Source organism: Pseudomonas sp. HP_14 (assembly GCF_055283875.1).
This window is the reverse complement of record NZ_JBTOQI010000001.1, coordinates 177050-194524: the sequence shown is the minus strand read 5'-3', so window position 1 is coordinate 194524 and position 17475 is coordinate 177050. Positions and strand designations below refer to the sequence as shown.

General features: G+C 55.8%; 14 protein-coding genes and 1 pseudogene. 7 read left to right on the top strand and 8 right to left on the bottom strand.

Going from position 1 to position 17475, the window contains the following annotated elements; translation table 11 throughout:
• Positions 1-81 precede the first annotated feature (81 nt).
• Entirely contained in the window at positions 82-432 is a 351-nt protein-coding gene (locus tag ACYASS_RS00795) for a hypothetical protein (RefSeq protein ID WP_463584673.1), read from the top strand.
• 6 nt (positions 433-438) lie between these two features.
• On the opposite strand, the gene ACYASS_RS00790 is transcribed toward ACYASS_RS00795, so the two are convergent.
• Both ACYASS_RS00790 and ACYASS_RS00785 read right to left on the bottom strand, forming a co-directional pair.
• Positions 439-720: a hypothetical protein gene (locus ACYASS_RS00790; protein ID WP_243247602.1), complete on the bottom strand. Its 282-nt coding sequence runs from the start codon at positions 718-720 to the stop codon at positions 439-441.
• 106 nt (positions 721-826) lie between these two features.
• Positions 827-1015: a hypothetical protein gene (locus ACYASS_RS00785; protein WP_243247601.1), complete on the bottom strand. Its 189-nt coding sequence runs from the start codon at positions 1013-1015 to the stop codon at positions 827-829.
• A 402-nt stretch (positions 1016-1417) separates the two neighbouring features.
• Here ACYASS_RS00785 and galU point away from each other — a divergent pair, with 402 nt between their 5' ends.
• The 3 genes and pseudogenes from galU to ACYASS_RS00770 all read left to right on the top strand — a co-directional run.
• Complete coding sequence (gene galU, locus ACYASS_RS00780; protein WP_087264076.1) at positions 1418-2251, top strand: UTP--glucose-1-phosphate uridylyltransferase GalU; 834 nt, start codon at positions 1418-1420, stop codon at positions 2249-2251.
• A gap of 100 nt (positions 2252-2351) precedes the next feature.
• Positions 2352-3710, top strand: a complete 1359-nt coding sequence (gene gorA, locus ACYASS_RS00775) for a glutathione-disulfide reductase (RefSeq protein WP_463584672.1) — start codon at positions 2352-2354, stop codon at positions 3708-3710.
• 145 nt (positions 3711-3855) lie between these two features.
• Positions 3856-5514: pseudogene (locus tag ACYASS_RS00770) on the top strand (hybrid sensor histidine kinase/response regulator); the annotation flags it as partial.
• Here the strand turns inward: ACYASS_RS00770 and ACYASS_RS00765 are convergent.
• Entirely contained in the window at positions 5511-6494 is a 984-nt protein-coding gene (locus ACYASS_RS00765; RefSeq protein WP_463584671.1) for a DNA-binding protein, read from the bottom strand. The pseudogene ACYASS_RS00770 and the gene ACYASS_RS00765 overlap by 4 nt on opposite strands.
• A 379-nt stretch (positions 6495-6873) precedes the next feature.
• Between ACYASS_RS00765 and ahpC the strand changes: the two genes are divergently transcribed.
• Both ahpC and ahpF read left to right on the top strand, forming a co-directional pair.
• Entirely contained in the window at positions 6874-7437 is a 564-nt protein-coding gene (ahpC, locus tag ACYASS_RS00760; protein WP_027902690.1) for an alkyl hydroperoxide reductase subunit C, read from the top strand.
• A 135-nt stretch (positions 7438-7572) separates the two neighbouring features.
• Positions 7573-9135: an alkyl hydroperoxide reductase subunit F gene (ahpF, locus tag ACYASS_RS00755; RefSeq protein ID WP_463584670.1), complete on the top strand. Its 1563-nt coding sequence runs from the start codon at positions 7573-7575 to the stop codon at positions 9133-9135.
• A gap of 65 nt (positions 9136-9200) precedes the next feature.
• Here ahpF and gloA read toward each other — a convergent pair whose 3' ends face one another.
• Entirely contained in the window at positions 9201-9722 is a 522-nt protein-coding gene (gloA, locus tag ACYASS_RS00750; protein WP_463584669.1) for a lactoylglutathione lyase, read from the bottom strand.
• A gap of 152 nt (positions 9723-9874) precedes the next feature.
• Between gloA and ACYASS_RS00745 the strand changes: the two genes are divergently transcribed.
• Complete coding sequence (locus ACYASS_RS00745) at positions 9875-10426, top strand: DUF4946 domain-containing protein (protein ID WP_463584668.1); 552 nt, start codon at positions 9875-9877, stop codon at positions 10424-10426.
• Positions 10427-10877: 451 nt separating this feature from the next.
• Here ACYASS_RS00745 and ACYASS_RS00740 read toward each other — a convergent pair whose 3' ends face one another.
• From ACYASS_RS00740 to ACYASS_RS00725, 4 genes are all read right to left on the bottom strand, one after another.
• Positions 10878-11240 carry a histone-like nucleoid-structuring protein, MvaT/MvaU family gene (locus ACYASS_RS00740; RefSeq protein ID WP_243247595.1) on the bottom strand — a complete coding sequence of 121 codons (363 nt, stop codon included), beginning with the start codon at positions 11238-11240 and terminating at the stop codon, positions 10878-10880.
• Between the two features lie 368 nt (positions 11241-11608).
• A complete protein-coding gene (locus ACYASS_RS00735) occupies positions 11609-12694 on the bottom strand; it encodes a HEAT repeat domain-containing protein (RefSeq protein WP_463584883.1) in 1086 nt (361 codons plus the stop codon).
• A gap of 187 nt (positions 12695-12881) precedes the next feature.
• Positions 12882-14279: an efflux transporter outer membrane subunit gene (locus tag ACYASS_RS00730; RefSeq protein WP_463584667.1), complete on the bottom strand. Its 1398-nt coding sequence runs from the start codon at positions 14277-14279 to the stop codon at positions 12882-12884.
• Positions 14279-17470: an efflux RND transporter permease subunit gene (locus tag ACYASS_RS00725; protein ID WP_463584666.1), complete on the bottom strand. Its 3192-nt coding sequence runs from the start codon at positions 17468-17470 to the stop codon at positions 14279-14281. Before ACYASS_RS00725 ends, ACYASS_RS00730 begins: the two co-directional genes overlap by 1 nt.
• Between the last annotated feature and the right edge of the window lie 5 nt (positions 17471-17475).

Here is a 17475-nt window from a genome sequence, read left to right as displayed (position 1 = left end):
GCAGTCTGCGCGCTAAAAACGACTTTATACGGGATTTAATTCCCGCCAAGCTTGTCGTAGCACTTTTACCGGGAGGATTGTATGAAATTGGCTGTCGTAATTTTGGCTCTGGCGATGACTGGCTGTGCCACCGTCGCAGATATCGAACATACCCCAGCGACCATGAACGTGATGTCTGGCAAAACTCCCAAGGAATATACCGAGTGTTTCGTTGGCAAGATTGCCGACAGCCGCAAGCCTCCTTTGATAGAGCCACACCACGACGGCTTGCGGGTGATTGTCGCGCAGAAGTTCAGTAAGGATCCTGCCGCAGTTCTGGATGTCGAAAACCGTTCAGGCGGCAGTTCGATCAAGGTTTACGAGCGGCTGTCCAATGTGCCGATCCGCCCCAAGGATGTGCAGCATGCAGCGACATTCTGCATCTCGGGTTAAACCCTTTTATTTGCACACGACCAGCACGCTGCGATTTTTGTAGTTGCCTACGTCAACCCCGAGGGTCTTGTCACTTTCGGGAGGGCGCGGCGTGCCGTCGGTGCCCACGATTTCATAGCCAGTACCTGCGCAGGATGCATCTGCCTTTTCGTAGCAGCTTGCCCATGACATCGCCTCGCCCGAACAGTCAATGTTCAGGCCCTGTCGGCCGTTTTTGAGGTAGGTGTTAGAGGCGGTTGCGCAGCCGGTAAGGGCCAGTACAGCAATAATGGACAAAACTCTGATCATGTTTTCGTACTTCTTGAATGAGACGGGGATAAGGTGCGTCAAACGTCGTTGGTGCTATGACTGAACATCGGGGCCATCGTTCCGACATCATTCAACGCTTTTGCGATCAGGCTTTGTTTGAGGGGCGTCGACGTGCGGCTTTTGGCTGGTCCTGCAACACAGCGGCGACTTCAACGGCGGCTTCTTCGCTGGCAAATGGGCCCGCTATCGCTTCCCCGTCTGCAGAGCAGGCCCACCATTGGCCGTCCTGAAGCTTTTTAATCAGGTAACCGTTTACGTTTTTTTCTTGCGACATTGCAGCAGTCTCTTTGGTGTGTGCAGCCACACATCATAAAGCCCGGCTTGTATTGCTGTCTCCTGCGTCGTGTCAGGAGGGCGTCTGCGTGGTATCAGTCAAGGAATAGTCCTACGCGCTGCATGGTGATGGGCTACGCTTGGAAGGGCCTTTCAATGCAGTCCTGGCTGGGTGAATCAACCCGCGTAGCCGGGACCTTTTAGCTCGAATGAAGCGGGTTCGGCGGGTATGGCATTGAGCGTTAAGTGTTCTCTGATGTTCTTAAATCTGAAATCGAGTGGAACTATCTGCTCGAGGATTCCTCTACCATGGCATCGAAAGGCCAGAGGCGGGGCATTGTAAGGTGATCGCCGCCTGATTAGACTGCGCCGCTAACGCCAATAGCCCTCATGAAGGACTTTTATGATCAAGAAATGCTTGTTCCCCGCAGCCGGTTACGGCACTCGCTTTTTGCCAGCGACCAAAGCCATGCCTAAAGAGATGCTGCCAGTGGTCAACAAGCCACTGATCCAATACGGCGTGGAAGAAGCTCTTGCTGCGGGCCTTAACGAAATTTCCATTGTCACCGGTCGCGGCAAACGCGCATTGGAAGACCATTTCGACATCAGCTATGAGCTGGAAACCCAGATCAAAGGTACTGACAAGGAAAAATACCTGGTTGGTATCCGCAAGCTGATCGATGAGTGCAGCTTCTCCTACACTCGCCAGACCGAAATGAAAGGCTTGGGCCACGCAATCCTCAGCGGTCGTCCATTGATCGGTAACGAAGCCTTTGCCGTCGTACTGGCAGATGACCTGTGCGTGAACCTTGAAGGCGAAGGCGTGCTGGCCCAGATGGTCAAGCTGCACAAGCACTATGGCTGCTCAATCGTCGCCATTCAGGAAGTACCTGCGAACGAAACGCAGAAATACGGCGTTATCGCCGGTGAAGAAATCAAGCCGGGTCTGTTTCGTGTAACCGACATGGTTGAAAAGCCAAAGCCGGAAGATGCACCTTCCAACCTGGCGATCATTGGTCGTTACATCCTGACGCCGGACATCTTCGCGAAAATCGAAGCCACTGAGCCAGGCAAGGGTGGTGAAATCCAGATCACCGACGCTTTGATGAAGCAGGCAGCAGAAGGCAACGTGCTGGCTTACAAATTCAAAGGCACTCGTTTCGACTGCGGTGGCGCTGAAGGCTACATCGAAGCAACCAACTTCTGCTTCGAGCATTTCTACAAGAAAGGCAGCTAAGCCTCTGAGAATTCTTCAGACTTGCTTGTAGGACAAAGCCACCTTCGGGTGGCTTTGTCGTTTCTGGCTGATATGCTGTAGCTCTGCTTAGGAGATTTACATGGCTTACGACTTTGACCTCTTTGTAATCGGTGCCGGTTCTGGCGGTGTTCGCGCCGGGCGTTTCGCTGCGGGTTTTGGTGCGCGCGTGGCGGTGGCCGAGAGCCGTTACCTGGGCGGCACCTGTGTCAACGTGGGCTGTGTACCCAAAAAGCTATTGGTTTATGGCGCCCATTACGCTGAGGATTTCGAGCAGGCCAAAAGCTTCGGCTGGTCAACCGGTGAACCCGGCTTCGACTGGGCAACGTTGATTGCCAACAAGGATCGGCAGATCCAGCATCTCAACGGTATCTATCGCAACTTGTTGGTTAACAGCGGCGTTACGTTGCTCGAAGGCCATGCGGCGCTCAAAGGGCCTCATGAAGTTGAGGTCAATGGCCAGATTTACAGCGCCGAACATATTCTGATCGCTACCGGAGGCTGGCCGCAGGTGCCGGATATCCCGGGTCGCGAGCACGCCATCACCTCCAATGAGGCGTTTTATCTCAAGCAGCTTCCAAAGCGCATCGTGGTCGTGGGCGGCGGGTACATCGCCGTCGAGTTTGCCTCGATTTTTCATGGGCTCGGGGCGGATACCACGCTGATGTACCGCGGCGAAATGTTCCTGCGCGGTTTTGATGGCAGCATTCGCACCCACTTGCACGAGGAGCTGACCAAGCGCGGTATGGATGTGCGGTTCAATTCCGATATCGAACGCATTGAAAAACAATCCGATGGCAGACTGCAACTCATCCTCAAAAGCGGGGAAGAAGTGAACACTGATTGCGTGTTCTATGCCACCGGGCGTCGACCTATGCTCGACAATCTCGGTCTGGAGCACGTCAACGTCAAACTGGACAAGAATGGCTTCGTCGAGGTCGACGATAATTACCAGAGCAGCGAACCATCGATTCTGGCTATCGGTGATGTGATCGGCAGAGTTCAATTAACGCCTGTAGCGTTGGCTGAAGGCATGGCCGTCGCCCGACGCCTGTTCAGGCCGGAAGATTATCGCGCTGTGGACTACATGCACATTCCGACCGCCGTTTTCAGCCTGCCGAACATCGGCACTGTTGGGTTGACCGAGGAAGATGCAAAAAAAGCGGGTCATGACGTGCGGATTTTTGAAAGCCGCTTCCGTCCGATGAAACTGACCCTGACTGACAACCAGGAACGTACCCTCATGAAGCTGGTCGTCGACGCCGACACAGACGTCGTGCTCGGCTGCCACATGGTCGGTCCGGAGGCGGGTGAAATCGTTCAGGGGTTGGCCATTGCATTGAAGGCTGGCGCGACCAAGCGTCAGTTTGACGATACGGTGGGTGTGCACCCGACACTCGCTGAAGAGTTTGTCACCATGCGCTCCCCGGTTGATCGTTAGGCGCCGTTTGTGTAGATAGAGCTATGCCCGGGATTCAGGATGAAGGCCGGGTCGATCATATATTCCAGGAAGGACACCTGCGATGAGCAGTCAATACTATTGGGCGGCAATGCCATTGACCTTCGATGAGCAAGATATAGGCCCCATGCGCAACATTGACGCGTTGCTGGAGAGCGAGCGTCAATTCCGTAGCCTGGCCGACAATATGAGTCAGTTGGCATGGACGGCGGACTCCGCGGGCAATATTTATTGGTACAACGAGCGCTGGTATGACTATACCGGGGCTTCTCTGGAAGCCATGCGGGCGCTGGGCTGGCGCTCGGTTCATCACCCGGCGCATGTTGATCGGGTCACCGCGCGGATGGTGCACTGCTTCGCAACGGGCTCGATCTGGGAAGACACGTTCCCGCTACGCGGCAAGGACGGTGGCTATAACTGGTTTCTGGCTCGCGCCTTGCCGATCCGCGATGAGCATGGGCATATCACCCACTGGCTTGGTACTCACACTGACATTACCGCCCAGGTCAATGCAGAAGAAGCGCTCCGCGAGCTCAATGAGAGCCTCGAGTTGCGAGTGGCCGAGCGTACTCGTGAGCTGGCCAGTATCAACGAGCTGCTGCAAATCGAAATGGCCGAGCGTGAGCAGGCCGAAGAAACCCTGCGTCATGCGCAAAAAATGGACGCCATCGGCCAGCTAACCGGCGGTATCGCCCACGACTTCAACAACATGCTCACCGGCGTACTTGGTGCTCTGGACTTGATGCAGCGACGCATTGCTGCTGGCCGGACGGGAGAGATTGATCGCTACATCAGTGCGGCCATGACCTCAGCCAATCGCGCTGCGGCTCTGACTCACAGGCTACTGGCTTTCGCCCGTCGACAATCGCTCAACAACTGTGCTGTCGATGTGAATCAGATGGTGACATCCATGCAGGAGTTGCTGGCCCGCACGACCGGCGAAAGCATTGAGTTGCGTATCGAGCTGAGCGAGGGGCTGCAGCTCACCAGTACCGACGAACATCAATTGGAAAACGCGTTGCTGAACCTTGTCATCAATGCTCGGGACGCGATGCCTGACGGTGGTCAGCTAACGGTTGCCAGTGAGCATGTCAGGGTTGAGGGGCGCTCGGGAGAGGTTTCGCCTGGTGAATATGTTCGTCTGAGTGTGCGTGATACCGGATCAGGTATGCCTGACGATGTTCTGGATCGAGCCTTTGATCCATTCTTCACCACTAAGCCTATCGGCCAGGGTACGGGTCTTGGTTTGTCGATGGTCTACGGTTTCGTCAAGCAAACGGGTGGTCATGTTGTGATCGACAGTGTCGAGGGGCAGGGCACGACGGTTCATCTTTACCTGTCTTGTGATCAAGACCTTGGTGAGCGCATCACGGCAGTCGTGACTGGGCTGGAGGCACCGCGAGCGGTCAGCGGCGAGTGTGTTTTGGTGGTTGAAGACGAAGAGCCTGTGCGCATGCTGGTGGTTGATGTGCTGCATGAGCTTGGCTATTCCACTCTGGAGGCGGGCGACAGCAAGGCTGCCATGCCTTACTTGCAGGGGCAGCAGCGTATTGATTTGTTAGTCAGCGATGTGGGACTGCCGGGCTTGAATGGTCGTCAGCTCGCCGAAATAGCCAGGCAGTATCGGCCTGATTTACGCGTGCTGTTCATGACCGGTTATGCGCCAGAGGCTCAGGTTCGAGGCGACTTCCTTGGGTGCGGCATGGACATGATGACCAAGCCGTTTACCGTGGATGAGTTGGGTTTGCGCGTCAGGACCATGCTTGAGCGCCACGATCAGGGCTAATCGGGGTGATGCTTTGAGGGGGCGGTCGTTGTGGAATGATCGTTTCGCAAGCCTTCCAGTGCCAGCTCGGTCTTGATCAATATCAACTCCAATACCCGATTCTGCTGCAGCTGATCAGTAAGCTGCTGCCGGGCCTCGGCGCTGTCCTGTTGTGCGAGGCGAGCGCGCTCTTCAAGCACGGTGCAGCGGGTTTGCGTGCTCTGTAACTGTTCCAGCGTGCTGGCAGCTTGAGCCGAGGCTTTGGTTAGCTGGTCATTGTGAGCATCCTGCTCTCGCTGAGCACTGCGGTTCTCTGCCAATAGTCGCTCATTGTCCCGCGTAAGCCGGGTGATATCTTGCTGATGTTGCGTCGCCAGGCTTTGCGTCTGACGCAACTCTGTCTGCAGCTCTAGAGCGTGCTCCTCGTATCGTCGCTGCTCTTGCTCACGCTGTTGTTTTGCGGATTCGAGGGCTTTCAGGTTTTTTTCTTCCAGTGAGCGAATCTGCTCGTCTTTGTCTGCGAGTCGATTCATCAAATCCTGATTGGCTTGAGTCAGACGAGCATTCTGGGTGTGCTCCGTCTGCAGTCGTTCGCGGGTGGCAAGCAGCGTCGTTGCCTGCTCCTTCAATTGTTCGGTCTTGCGATTCCAGCGCGCGGTCATCTTTTCGAGCTGACGGTGTGCCTGATGCAGTGCTTCATCCTTCTGATGGCACGTTACATCGAAGCGCGACTGAGCCTCATCAATGGTCTCTTGGGCCTTGCCTTGCAGGCGATGCGCGAGGCGGGTGACCAGTTCGGTCAACTCATCAGTGATGTCCGAAGGTGTTGTGCCTGCCCGATCGCTTTCGTCCAGCTCTCTCAGATAGCGATGGATGGTGGTTTTCGAGCCGGTGTTGCCCATTTCAATGCGTACTGAATCGATGCTGGGGTGCTCACCGCGGGCCAGTAGCGCAAGTCTTGCTGCCTGTACCAATGCCTTGTTGATGCCGCCGCGAGCCATTTCGTGATCCTTTATTTCATACTGTGGTATGTACCCTGTAATTACATACTATTTGAGTTGCTATAGCGAATCGATTTTTTTGGGCTGGTTATTTGCCGGTGCAGGTTAAGAGCCTTGTTTTCGGCGTCTCGCACGCTGGCCGCGAATCGAAAGTTCGCCCAAGGGTGCGAGATCAGGGGAGGGGGAGGTGGAGAAATTGCCGAGCTTGAGCCTTCGCGGGCCTTTTGACCTTCAAAAGCGAAATTACCTTTCCTTCTATTAATAAGCCTCCCTTATAGTCAAAACCAATCGTGCACATGAGGTTTGCCAATGAGCCTACATAGGCCATTATGCGTAAGCTCTGTCTCATCGAATTAACAACCCACTAGGAGATTCACCGATGCCTATCATCAACAGCCAGGTAAAACCGTTCAAAGCCACTGCATTCCAGAACGGCTCTTTCGTAGACGTGTCTGAAGCTGACTTCAAAGGCAAATGGTCTGTCGTCTTCTTCTACCCAGCAGACTTCACCTTCGTGTGCCCGACCGAACTGGAAGACCTTGCTGATAACTACGCCGACTTCAAAAAACTGGGCGTTGAAATCTACGGCGTGTCGACTGACACCCATTTCGCACACGCTGCCTGGCACAACACTTCGCCAGCCATCGGCAAAATCCAGTACCCATTGATCGGCGACCCGACTCACATCCTGTCCCGCAACTTCGACGTACTGATCGAAGAAGCCGGTCTGGCTGACCGCGGTACTTTCGTGATCAACCCAGAAGGTCAGATCAAAATCGTTGAGCTGAACGACGGTGGTGTAGGCCGCGACGCTTCCGAGCTGCTGCGTAAAGTCAAAGCTGCTCAGTACGTTGCTGCACACCCAGGCGAAGTTTGCCCAGCTAAATGGAAAGAAGGCGAAGCCACTCTGGCTCCATCTTTGGACCTGGTTGGCAAGATCTAAGCCGTATGAACCGGCTTGGGGCGCTGAGCGCTTAAGCACGTAAACCGCATCGCCCCAAACAACGCCCGGGCGACTATCGCCTGGGCGTTGTTTTTTCTACTTCCTGTTTTTCTAATTGCTAAAGGAATCGCCCGCATGTTGGACGCCAATCTTAAAGCCCAGCTGAAATCGTACCTGGAGCGTCTTACCCGCCCGGTCGAGATCGTCGCGTCCCTCGATGACGGCGCGAAATCCCAGGAAATGCTGGCGTTGCTCAATGACGTGATCAGCGTTTCGAAAGACATTACCCTTAATGACAGCGGCACCGACGTGCGTACCCCGTCGTTCTCGCTCAACAGCCCGGGACAAGACATCAGCCTGCGATTCGCCGGTATCCCGATGGGCCACGAATTCACTTCGCTGGTATTGGCACTGCTGCAAGTTGGCGGCTACCCATCCAAGGCCAGCGCAGACACCATCGAACAGATTCGCGCACTTGAAGGCGAATTCACATTCGAAACCTATTTTTCCCAGTCTTGCCAGAACTGCCCGGACGTCGTGCAGGCGCTGAACCTGATGGCAGTGCTCAACCCGAACATCAAACACATCGCTATTGATGGTGCGCTGTTCCAGGACGAAGTCACCGATCGCCATATCATGTCGGTGCCGAGCATCTACCTGAACGGTGAACTGTTTGGTCAGGGCCGTATGGGTCTGGAAGAAATTCTGGCCAAAATCGACACCGGTGCTGGTGATCGTCAGGCACAGAAACTCAATGCCAAAGAAGCGTTTGATGTATTGGTAGTTGGCGGTGGCCCGGCTGGTTCAGCAGCGGCCGTGTATGCAGCGCGCAAAGGTATTCGTACCGGTGTGGCGGCTGAGCGCTTCGGCGGTCAGGTGCTGGACACCATGGCTATCGAGAACTTCATTTCAGTGCAGCACACTGAAGGTCCGAAGCTGGCTGTAGCGCTTGAAGAGCACGTCAAGCAATACGAAGTGGACATCATGAACCTGCAGCGTGCAGACCAACTGATTCCCGGCAAGGACGGCGCCCTGCACGAAGTGAAATTTTCCGGCGGCGCGAGCCTCAAGGCCAAGACCGTTATTCTCGCCACTGGCGCACGCTGGAGGGAAATGAACGTTCCGGGCGAGCAGCAATATCGCAACAAAGGTGTTGCTTACTGCCCGCATTGCGATGGCCCGTTGTTCAAAGGCAAGCGTGTTGCGGTGATTGGCGGCGGTAACTCCGGCGTCGAAGCTGCCATTGATTTGGCCGGTATCGTGGCTCACGTCACATTGCTGGAGTTTGATGTGCAATTGCGGGCTGACGCCGTGTTGCAGCGCAAGCTGACCAGTTTGCCTAACGTAACGGTTATCACCAACGCGCAGACCACTGAGGTCACCGGCGATGAGCAGAAGGTCAACGGGTTGCGTTACAAAAACCGTGTGAACGGTGAGGAAGTCACGGTAGAACTGGAAGGTATCTTCGTGCAAATTGGTCTGTTGCCCAACACCGATTGGCTCAAAGGCAGTATCGAGCTGTCGCCACGCGGCGAGATCGTTGTCGACTCCCGTGGGGAAACTTCGCTTCCAGGTATCTTTGCTGCAGGCGACGTCACCACCACGCCTTACAAGCAGATCATCATTGCCCTGGGGGAGGGTGCCAAAGCCTCTCTCAGCGCATTCGATCACTTGATCCGAACCTCTGCGCCAGCGTAACCACATAATGTTCAGGCAATAAAAAAGGGCCTCATGATTGTTCATGAGGCCCTTTTTGTTTGTGCTTACAGTGGTGTCGGCTGGATGATTTCTACCCAGTAGCCGTCCGGATCCTTGATGAATGCCAGGCTGTTCATGCGCCCGTCAGCGAGGCGCTTCTGGAAGTTCACGCCCAGTTTTTCAAAGCGTTCGCAGGCAACATGCACGTCCGGCACGGAAATGCATATGTGCCCAAACCCTCGAGGGTCAGTGTTGCCATTGTGGTAGGCAAACGCTGGATCTTTTTCGGTGCCGTGGTTGTGCGTCAACTCGAGAATGCCGGGAATGGACTTCATCCACACGTTACGAGCCGCGTCATCTGCAGGAATCTGACTTTTGTCGACCAGTGCCAGGAAATACAGGCTGAATTCGGCTTCGGGGAAGTCACGCTTTTCAACCAGACTGAAACCCAATACGCGAGTATAGAAGTCCAGTGACGCGGTAATGTCCTTGACCCTCAGCATGGTGTGGTTGAACACGAATTGCCGGGTCGCAACCTCAGGCTCTGCGGTTACGCCAGGGAAGGTATTAAGGTCTTGCAAACTCATGGATATCTCCGGTTGAGGTCTTCTGTATGGGCAAATGATACGGGCCGCCCGCGTCGAAGCCAAACCTGCGACTCAATTGCCGCGTGACAGCCCTTGTTCCCGAAGCTGCGGGCGGTCAGACTTTGTCGCCTATGTACTTGGGTGGTGCCCTCATGATTGACCCGCGATACAGATATTCATTCATTGGTTTTTTTCTGACGCTGGTCGTCGGAGGGGCTCACGCGGGTGATGCGGTTATCATCTGGCCGAGCGGCTGGCAGGTTGAAGAGCTGGGCGCTACTCAGCCCGTTGCCGGGCAGCCTTCGCCTCAATCCAGGCAACGGGCAGCCAAAAATGACGAGGCGGGTAACCCGGTCATGGTCATGGAGCTTACCGAGTCCCGTCTGCAATCAGGCCATCAGGTGAATGTCGAGGGCGTGCTGCTGGAAATGCGTAAGGCTGTACAGGTGAATTTCGCGCGCAGTGGCTTCCAGAGCGTCTGTACTCGCATTCACGCGACGGAGCTCAGCAAGCTACCCGCAATGGAGACCAGCTGTACGATCACTCAGAACGGGGTGCACGTCATGACTCAGACACTGGTGGCCGCGGCGACCGCTGATACAGCATGGTCGCTGTCATACGCAGGTTCTGCTGCCGGTTACGCGGCTACCAGTGATGAAGCCATGCAGATTCGCAATACATTGCGGCTAGGCGGAGCGCAGTGAATCCGTGGCATGCACGAATTTCAGGCAAAAAGAGGCCCGCCGAAGCGGGCATGGGGCGCTAATCCTTTAGCAGCCTCTATAGTGGAAGACGGTCTGTGAAAAAAACGTGAAGCCCGTGAGAAAAATCTGGAACGCCCGTACTTATAAATATCGGAATATTCTGACAAGTACCAATGATAATGCTGGTTGTTATTAGCGTGGATTGCTGATGGCCGTTGCGGCATATGCGTGTCGAGGACGGCGACGAGCCGTGCATATACATAGGTATCGTACTCGCAGGCTGAACAGTAATAGGCATCGTGATCCGCGTAACTCAATTCGAACTATATCCAGAGCGCAGGCGACACGCGAACAGCGGTTAATCTTAAAGAGTTATATCTGACGTCAGAGACTTGTCGTTTTTATAAAAAAAGCCCTGCAGAGGCAGGGCTTTTTAACGGGCAGAGTTTGATCAGGCGCGAAGCCATGAATCCACGGTTTCAACACCGTATTGCTCTTTCCAGGACTTCAGGCCGCGGTGGTTACCACCTTTGGTCTCGATCAGTTCACCGGTGTGCGGGTTTTGATAAACCTTGACGACGCGTGCGCGACGGCGCTTTGGCCCGGCTGCTACGGGCAGGGACGACGAGCCTTTTGGATCAAGGATCGTAATGATGTCGCGCAGACCCTTGTCATAGCTGCTCATCAAAGCCTGAAGCTTCTGTTCGAACTCGATCTCCTTTTTCAGGCCCGCATCATTCTTCAAGGACTCCAGCTGAGCCAGCTGTTCCTGAAGGGCTTTTTCTGCTGCGCGAAACTCGGCAAGTCTGGACAAATAACATACTCCGACGGTGATTGGCTGTTACCAGCGTCACAAAACGATAAGACAAGCGCTTGGGAAGAGTGCGTGTATTGAAGGTGCCTTAACGGAACCCAAGGTCGCGTTTTTCCCCGAGGGATTAACGCTTTCCTGTCGCTTCGCTGTGATGAAAAAAGGTGGTTTTAAATCAGTAGCGTGCAAATCATGCACTTTTTTTTTGAGTTAGAAAATAGTTTTGATGCAATTAACTAGCGACGTGAATGACTAGAGTTGGTGGCCGCGCCACTCACGTTGTCTTATCAGATGAACTCGGCTGTAAGTTATTTCTGATATTAGCGGCTACCCCAAACAGCGTATTTTTTTCGCTCGGCAGTCCTTTACAGCTAAAGCCCCTGTTGCAGGGCTGGGTCATCCGGGTTTTGCTGCTCAAGCTCGGCTTGCAGTACCTGTACGTTTTGCAGTTGCCCGGTTTCCTTCCAGTATCGAATCAACATTATCCTTGCCTGGCGGTTGGCAGGCTGGCGCTGGAGGATTTCTGCCAATTGTTTCTGCGCGGCTTCAAGTTGCTCAAGGTCGTGCAGTGCTACCGCCAGATCATAGCGGTAAGACGTATTGTCGGGCTCCAGTTCAACCGCCTTGGCCAGTGCAAGCAGCGCGTATTCGCTCTGTTCGTGGTCAAGGAGCCACATGCCCAAGGCATGTTGTAGCCTGGAGGACTGCGGATGTTGGGCCAGCAGGCGGGCCAGCAGCTGGCGTGCACGTTCGGTTTGCCCTGGCTGGTCGAGTAGCTCCAGGTAGGCGATGGATGCTTCGAGGTTTTTTGGCTCCAAGTCCATCGCAACTTGCAGGGCAGCCAACGCAGAGGGTTTATCACCGTTGTGCGCGAGCAAACGTGCCAGTTGCACCTGGCTGGTGCCCGAAGGGGGCTGGGCCTTTAGGGCGGTCACGCAGAGTTCAACACTGTGCTGCAAGGCTGCGTAATACAGGCCCAGTTCATCCGGAGACAGGTCGAGCAGCGCCCATGTTGCGTCGAAGCGAACCGCAGGCTCCCGATCCTCGAGCATTGGCCCCAGCAGAATACTGCGCTTGCCGTCAGGTAGCATTTTTTGCGTGACGCCAATCGCTGCCTGGCGGACCAGCACCGAATCATTCTGCAGTGCCGCATCCAGCAACCTTAATGCCTGAGGACTTGGGTAGTTTGCGAGTTCAGCCAGCAGGCTGGCGCGACGAATGTCGGAGAGGTCGGTGCGGGCCAGGTGCTGATAGAGGACCCTTGCAGCGCCAGGCTTTCCGTTGTGTGCAATTTCCAGGGCCTCGCCGTAAGTCTGGCTAAGCACTGGCGGAGCAGGCGGGGTTGACCATTGTCGTGTCAGGTAAACAACGCCTGCCAGCACGATCAGAATCAAAGCGGCTACCAGTCCGATACGGCGACGGGCAGTGTTTTTTGAAAAGTAGCCTCGAAAAGGCATGAGCACACCGATATCCATTTCTTTACGGCTTGCAGCTTCGTGGAGGGATGGCTTGGTGTCAAACGGTGTATGTTGAGTGACCGGTATCTATAGCTCTTACATTTAGTGATTTATGGGTACATATCACTAGACGCCAGACACCAAAAAGCCCCGAAATCGGGGCTTCCTGGTTCAAGCATTCAATCCATCAAGCCTGTGGCTGCCAACCTCCGCCCAGTGCTTTATAGATAGCGACAATGCCGTGATACAGCTCAATCTCAGCCTGAGCCTGTGAGTCCTCGGCCGCCAGACGCTCGCGCTCCGCGTCCAGCAGGACCAGGAAATCTGCGGTGCCTTCGCGATACTGGATCGACGCCAGGCTGGCAGCCGCACGACTGGCTTCACTTTGCCGGATCAGAGAGACCAGACGCTGCTGACGTTTGTCATAGTCGCTGAACGCATTCTCCGACTCTTCCAGTGCCAATAGCACTTGCTGCTCGTAGTTGGCCAGCGCGCCTTCAGCATCTGCATCGGCGCCCCGGATTCGCGCTCGCACGCTGCCCAGATCAAAAGCTGCCCAGGATATGCTCGGCCCTAACGACCATGCCCGTGCGGCTGAGGAGCCGATCTGCGACCCACGTCCCGCGGTGAAGCCCAGAAAACCACTCAGGCTGACTCGAGGGAACAAATCAGCGGTTGCGACACCAATCCGCGCAGTCGAGGAGGCCAGTTGGCGCTCTGCCGAGCGAATGTCTGGACGCTGACGCAGTAACTGCGTCGGATCACCAATGGGCAGTGCTTTGGCAATGGCGGGCAGTTTCGCCGGGCTCAGATCAACACTCAGGCTTTCCGGGCGTTCACCGAGCAAAGTCGCAATGCGATTACGCTGACGAACCTGCTCAGCTTGCAGTTGTGGGACCGAAGCTTCGACGGCGGCGAGGCGGGCGTCCGCTCTCACGACATCAAGTTCGTTACCCACACCGGCATCGCGCAGTTGCTCGGTAACACCGCGGGATTCCTGCTGGTTTTTCAGGTTTTCCCGGGCAATGCCTTCACGTAGCTGCGCACCGCGCAACTGGCCATAGGCATCTACCACTTCAGCGATCAGGGTGACCTGAAGCTGATACAGATTGGCCTCGGCAACGTCCTGATCGGCTTCGCTGGCTTCCAGTTCACGCTGGATCCGCCCAAACAGGTCCAGTTCCCAGGCCATGTCCAGGCCCAGATCGTAACGTTCACTGCTGACCCGGCGCTCGGTGATGCCAGGTTGCTGGCCTTTGCCGAGATCACTGCTGACCCGGCTGGTCACCACGGGCATGGCGTCATTGCTGACATCATCGCGGATCGCCCGGGCCGCTTTGAGGCGGGCGAAGGCGACGCGCAGTTCGCGGTTGTCGTTGAGCGACTTTGCGACCAACTGATTAAGCGTCGGGTCGTCGAATTGCTGCCACCAGACGGTTTGCTGATGGCTGCGGTCATAATTACCTTTCTCCGCCGAAGCGACCTTGGCTGCAGCGGTATCGGGTGCCTTGTAATCAGGGCCGACCGCACAGGCCGCCAGTGCGAGAACCAGCAGGCTCGGCATGAACAGCTTTAACGAATTCATCAATGCGCCTCCGGGTTCAGGGTTTGCAGGCTCTGTGCCTTGGCTGCCTTGCGCGCCTCTTTGCGCTCGACGAAGTTACGAATCAGCACGTAGAACACCGGTGTCAGCAGCAAGCCGAAGAAAGTCACCCCGAGCATCCCCGAGAACACCGCTACACCCATGGCGTGACGCATTTCTGCACCGGCACCGCTGGAGAACACCAGTGGCACAACCCCCATGATGAACGCGAAGGAGGTCATCAGGATCGGACGCAGACGCAGACGGCACGCTTCCAGTACGGCTTCCAGCGGCGACATGCCCTCGCTTTGCTTGTCCTTGGCGAATTCGACGATAAGGATCGCGTTCTTACAGGCCAGTCCCACCAATACGATCAGTCCGATCTGGGTAAAGATGTTGTTGTCGCTACCGGACAGGATCACACCAGTGATGGCCGACAGCAGTGTCATCGGTACGATCAGAATCACCGCCAGTGGTAGGCTCCAGCTTTCGTACTGAGCAGCCAGCACCAGGAAGGCCAGCAGTACGCACAGCGGGAAAACCAGCAGCGCGGTATTGCCTGACAGGATTTGCTGATACGTGATCTCGGTCCACTCATAGGTCATGCCATTAGGCAGTTCGTCCTTGAGCAGTTTTTCCACCGCCGCCTGAGCCTGGCCCGAGCTGTAACCCGGAGCCGCAGCGCCGTTGATTTCAGCCGTGATGAAGCCGTTGTAATGCATGACGCGATCAGGGCCAGCGGTATCGCTGACTTTGATAAAGGTCGCCAGTGGAATCATCTCGCCAAGGTTGTTGCGGACCTTGAGCTGACCAATCTGGTCGGCATCCTGACGGAACTGTTGTTCAGCCTGAACGTTGACCTGATAAGTACGACCGAAACGGTTGAAGTCGTTGGCGTACAGCGAGCCCAGATACACCTGAAGGGTGTCGAAAATGTCGCTGATGGCCACGCCGTGGGTCTTGGCTTTTTCACGGTCAATGGCAGCATCGACTTGCGGCACGTTCACCGTGTAACTGGTGAACAGCCCGGCCAGCTCCGGCACGCTGTGGCTCTTGGCGATGATGTTCATCGTCTCTTTGTACAACTCGTCGTAACCGAGGTTGCCACGGTCTTCGATCTGCAGGCGGAAACCGCCGATGGTGCCCAGACCTTGTACCGGTGGTGGCGGGAAGATCGCCATGTAGGCGTCCTGGATCTCGCCAAACTTGCCGTTCAATGCACCCGCGATGGCACCCGCCGACAGGCTGGCTTCTTTACGGTCTTCAAAAGGCTTGAGGGTCACAAACACGATGCCGGCGTTCGGGCTATTCGTGAAACCGTTAATGGACAGGCCAGGGAACGCTACCGCACTTTCAACACCTTCCTGTTTCAAGGCAATGTCGGACATGCGTTTGATAACGTCTTCGGTGCGGTCCAGGCTGGCCGCGTCCGGCAGTTGGGCGAAAGCCACCAGATACTGTTTGTCCTGAGGCGGCACGAAGCCTGTCGGTGTGGTGGCGAAACCGAAGTAGGTCAGCACCATCAGGCCGCCGTAAAGCACCAGGGCAATGCCGCTGCTGCGGATCACTCGACCGACGATTCCTACATAGCTGTTACTGGCGCGTTCGAACACGCGGTTGAACGGTCGGAACAACCAACCGCCGAATATCTTGTCGAGGCCGCGCGAGAAACGATCCTTTGGCGCGTCGTGAGCCTTGAGCAGCACGGCTGACAGCGCCGGAGAAAGAGTCAGGGAGTTGAAGGCCGAAATCACCGTGGAAATCGCAATCGTCAGGGCAAACTGCTTATAGAACTGCCCCGTCAATCCGGAGATGAACGCGGCCGGGATGAACACCGCACACAGCACCAGTGCCGTGGCGATGATTGGCCCTGTCACTTCTTTCATGGCCCGTTTGGTGGCTTCGACCGGGGTCAGCCCGAGTCCGATGTTTCGCTCGACGTTTTCCACCACCACGATGGCGTCGTCGACCACGATACCGATGGCCAGAACCAGTCCGAACAGCGATAGCGCGTTGAGTGAGAAGCCGAACATGTGCATCACGGCGAACGTACCGATCAGCGATACCGGTACCGCAGCCAATGGAATGATCGAAGCACGCCATGTCTGCAGGAACAGGATCACCACCAGCACAACCAGAATCAACGCTTCGAACAGGGTATGAATAACCGCTTCAATCGAGCCGCGAACAAAGATCGTCGGGTCGTAAACGATGCTGAAATCCATGCCTTCAGGGAAGTTTTGTTTCAGCTCGGTCATCTTCGCCCGAACGTCGTTAGAGATGTCGATGGCGTTGGAGCCAGGTCGCTGGAAGATTGGAATCGCCACAGCAGGCTGGTTATCCAGCAATGAGCGCAAGGCGTACTGGTTGGAACCCAGTTCGATGCGCGCGACATCACGCAGACGAGTGATTTCGCCATCGGCGCCGGAGCGAATCACGATGTTTTCAAATTCTTCTTCGCTGACCAGACGGCCCTGAGTGTTCACTGACATCTGGAAGCTGGTAGCGCTAGGCGAGGGCGGTGCGCCCAACTGGCCCGCAGCGACCTGACGGTTCTGCTCGCGAATAGCGTTTACAACGTCGGTCGCGGTCAGATTACGCGACGCCGTCTTGTTTGGATCCAGCCAGACTCGCAACGAGTAATCGCCCATACCGAACAACTGCACGTCACCGACACCGCCAAGGCGAGCCAGCTCGTCCTTGATGTTGAGGATGGCGTAGTTGGACAGGTAAAGCATGTCGTAACGTTTATCCGGCGAGGTCAGGTGGACCACCATCGTCAGATCGGGCGACGCCTTGTCCACGGTGATACCGATTCGCGTCACTTCTTCGGGCAGTTTCGGCTCGGTTCGGGTCACGCGGTTCTGAACCTGTACCTGCGCGTTATCCAGGTCAGTACCCAGCGCGAAAGTGATGGTCAGGGTAATCTTGCCGTCGGCGGTGGATTGCGAAGACATGTACAGCATGTTTTCGACACCGGTAATCGCCTGCTCCAGCGGAGCCGCGACGGTTTCGCCGATCACCTTGGGGTTGGCCCCCGGGAAGTTGGCGCGAACGACCACGGTTGGCGGTACGACTTCGGGGTATTCACTGATCGGTAACTGGAAGAGTGAAATCGACCCGGCGATCAGGATCAACAGCGACAGCACTGCCGCGAAGATCGGACGCGAGATAAAGAATTGAGAGAAGTTCATCAGTG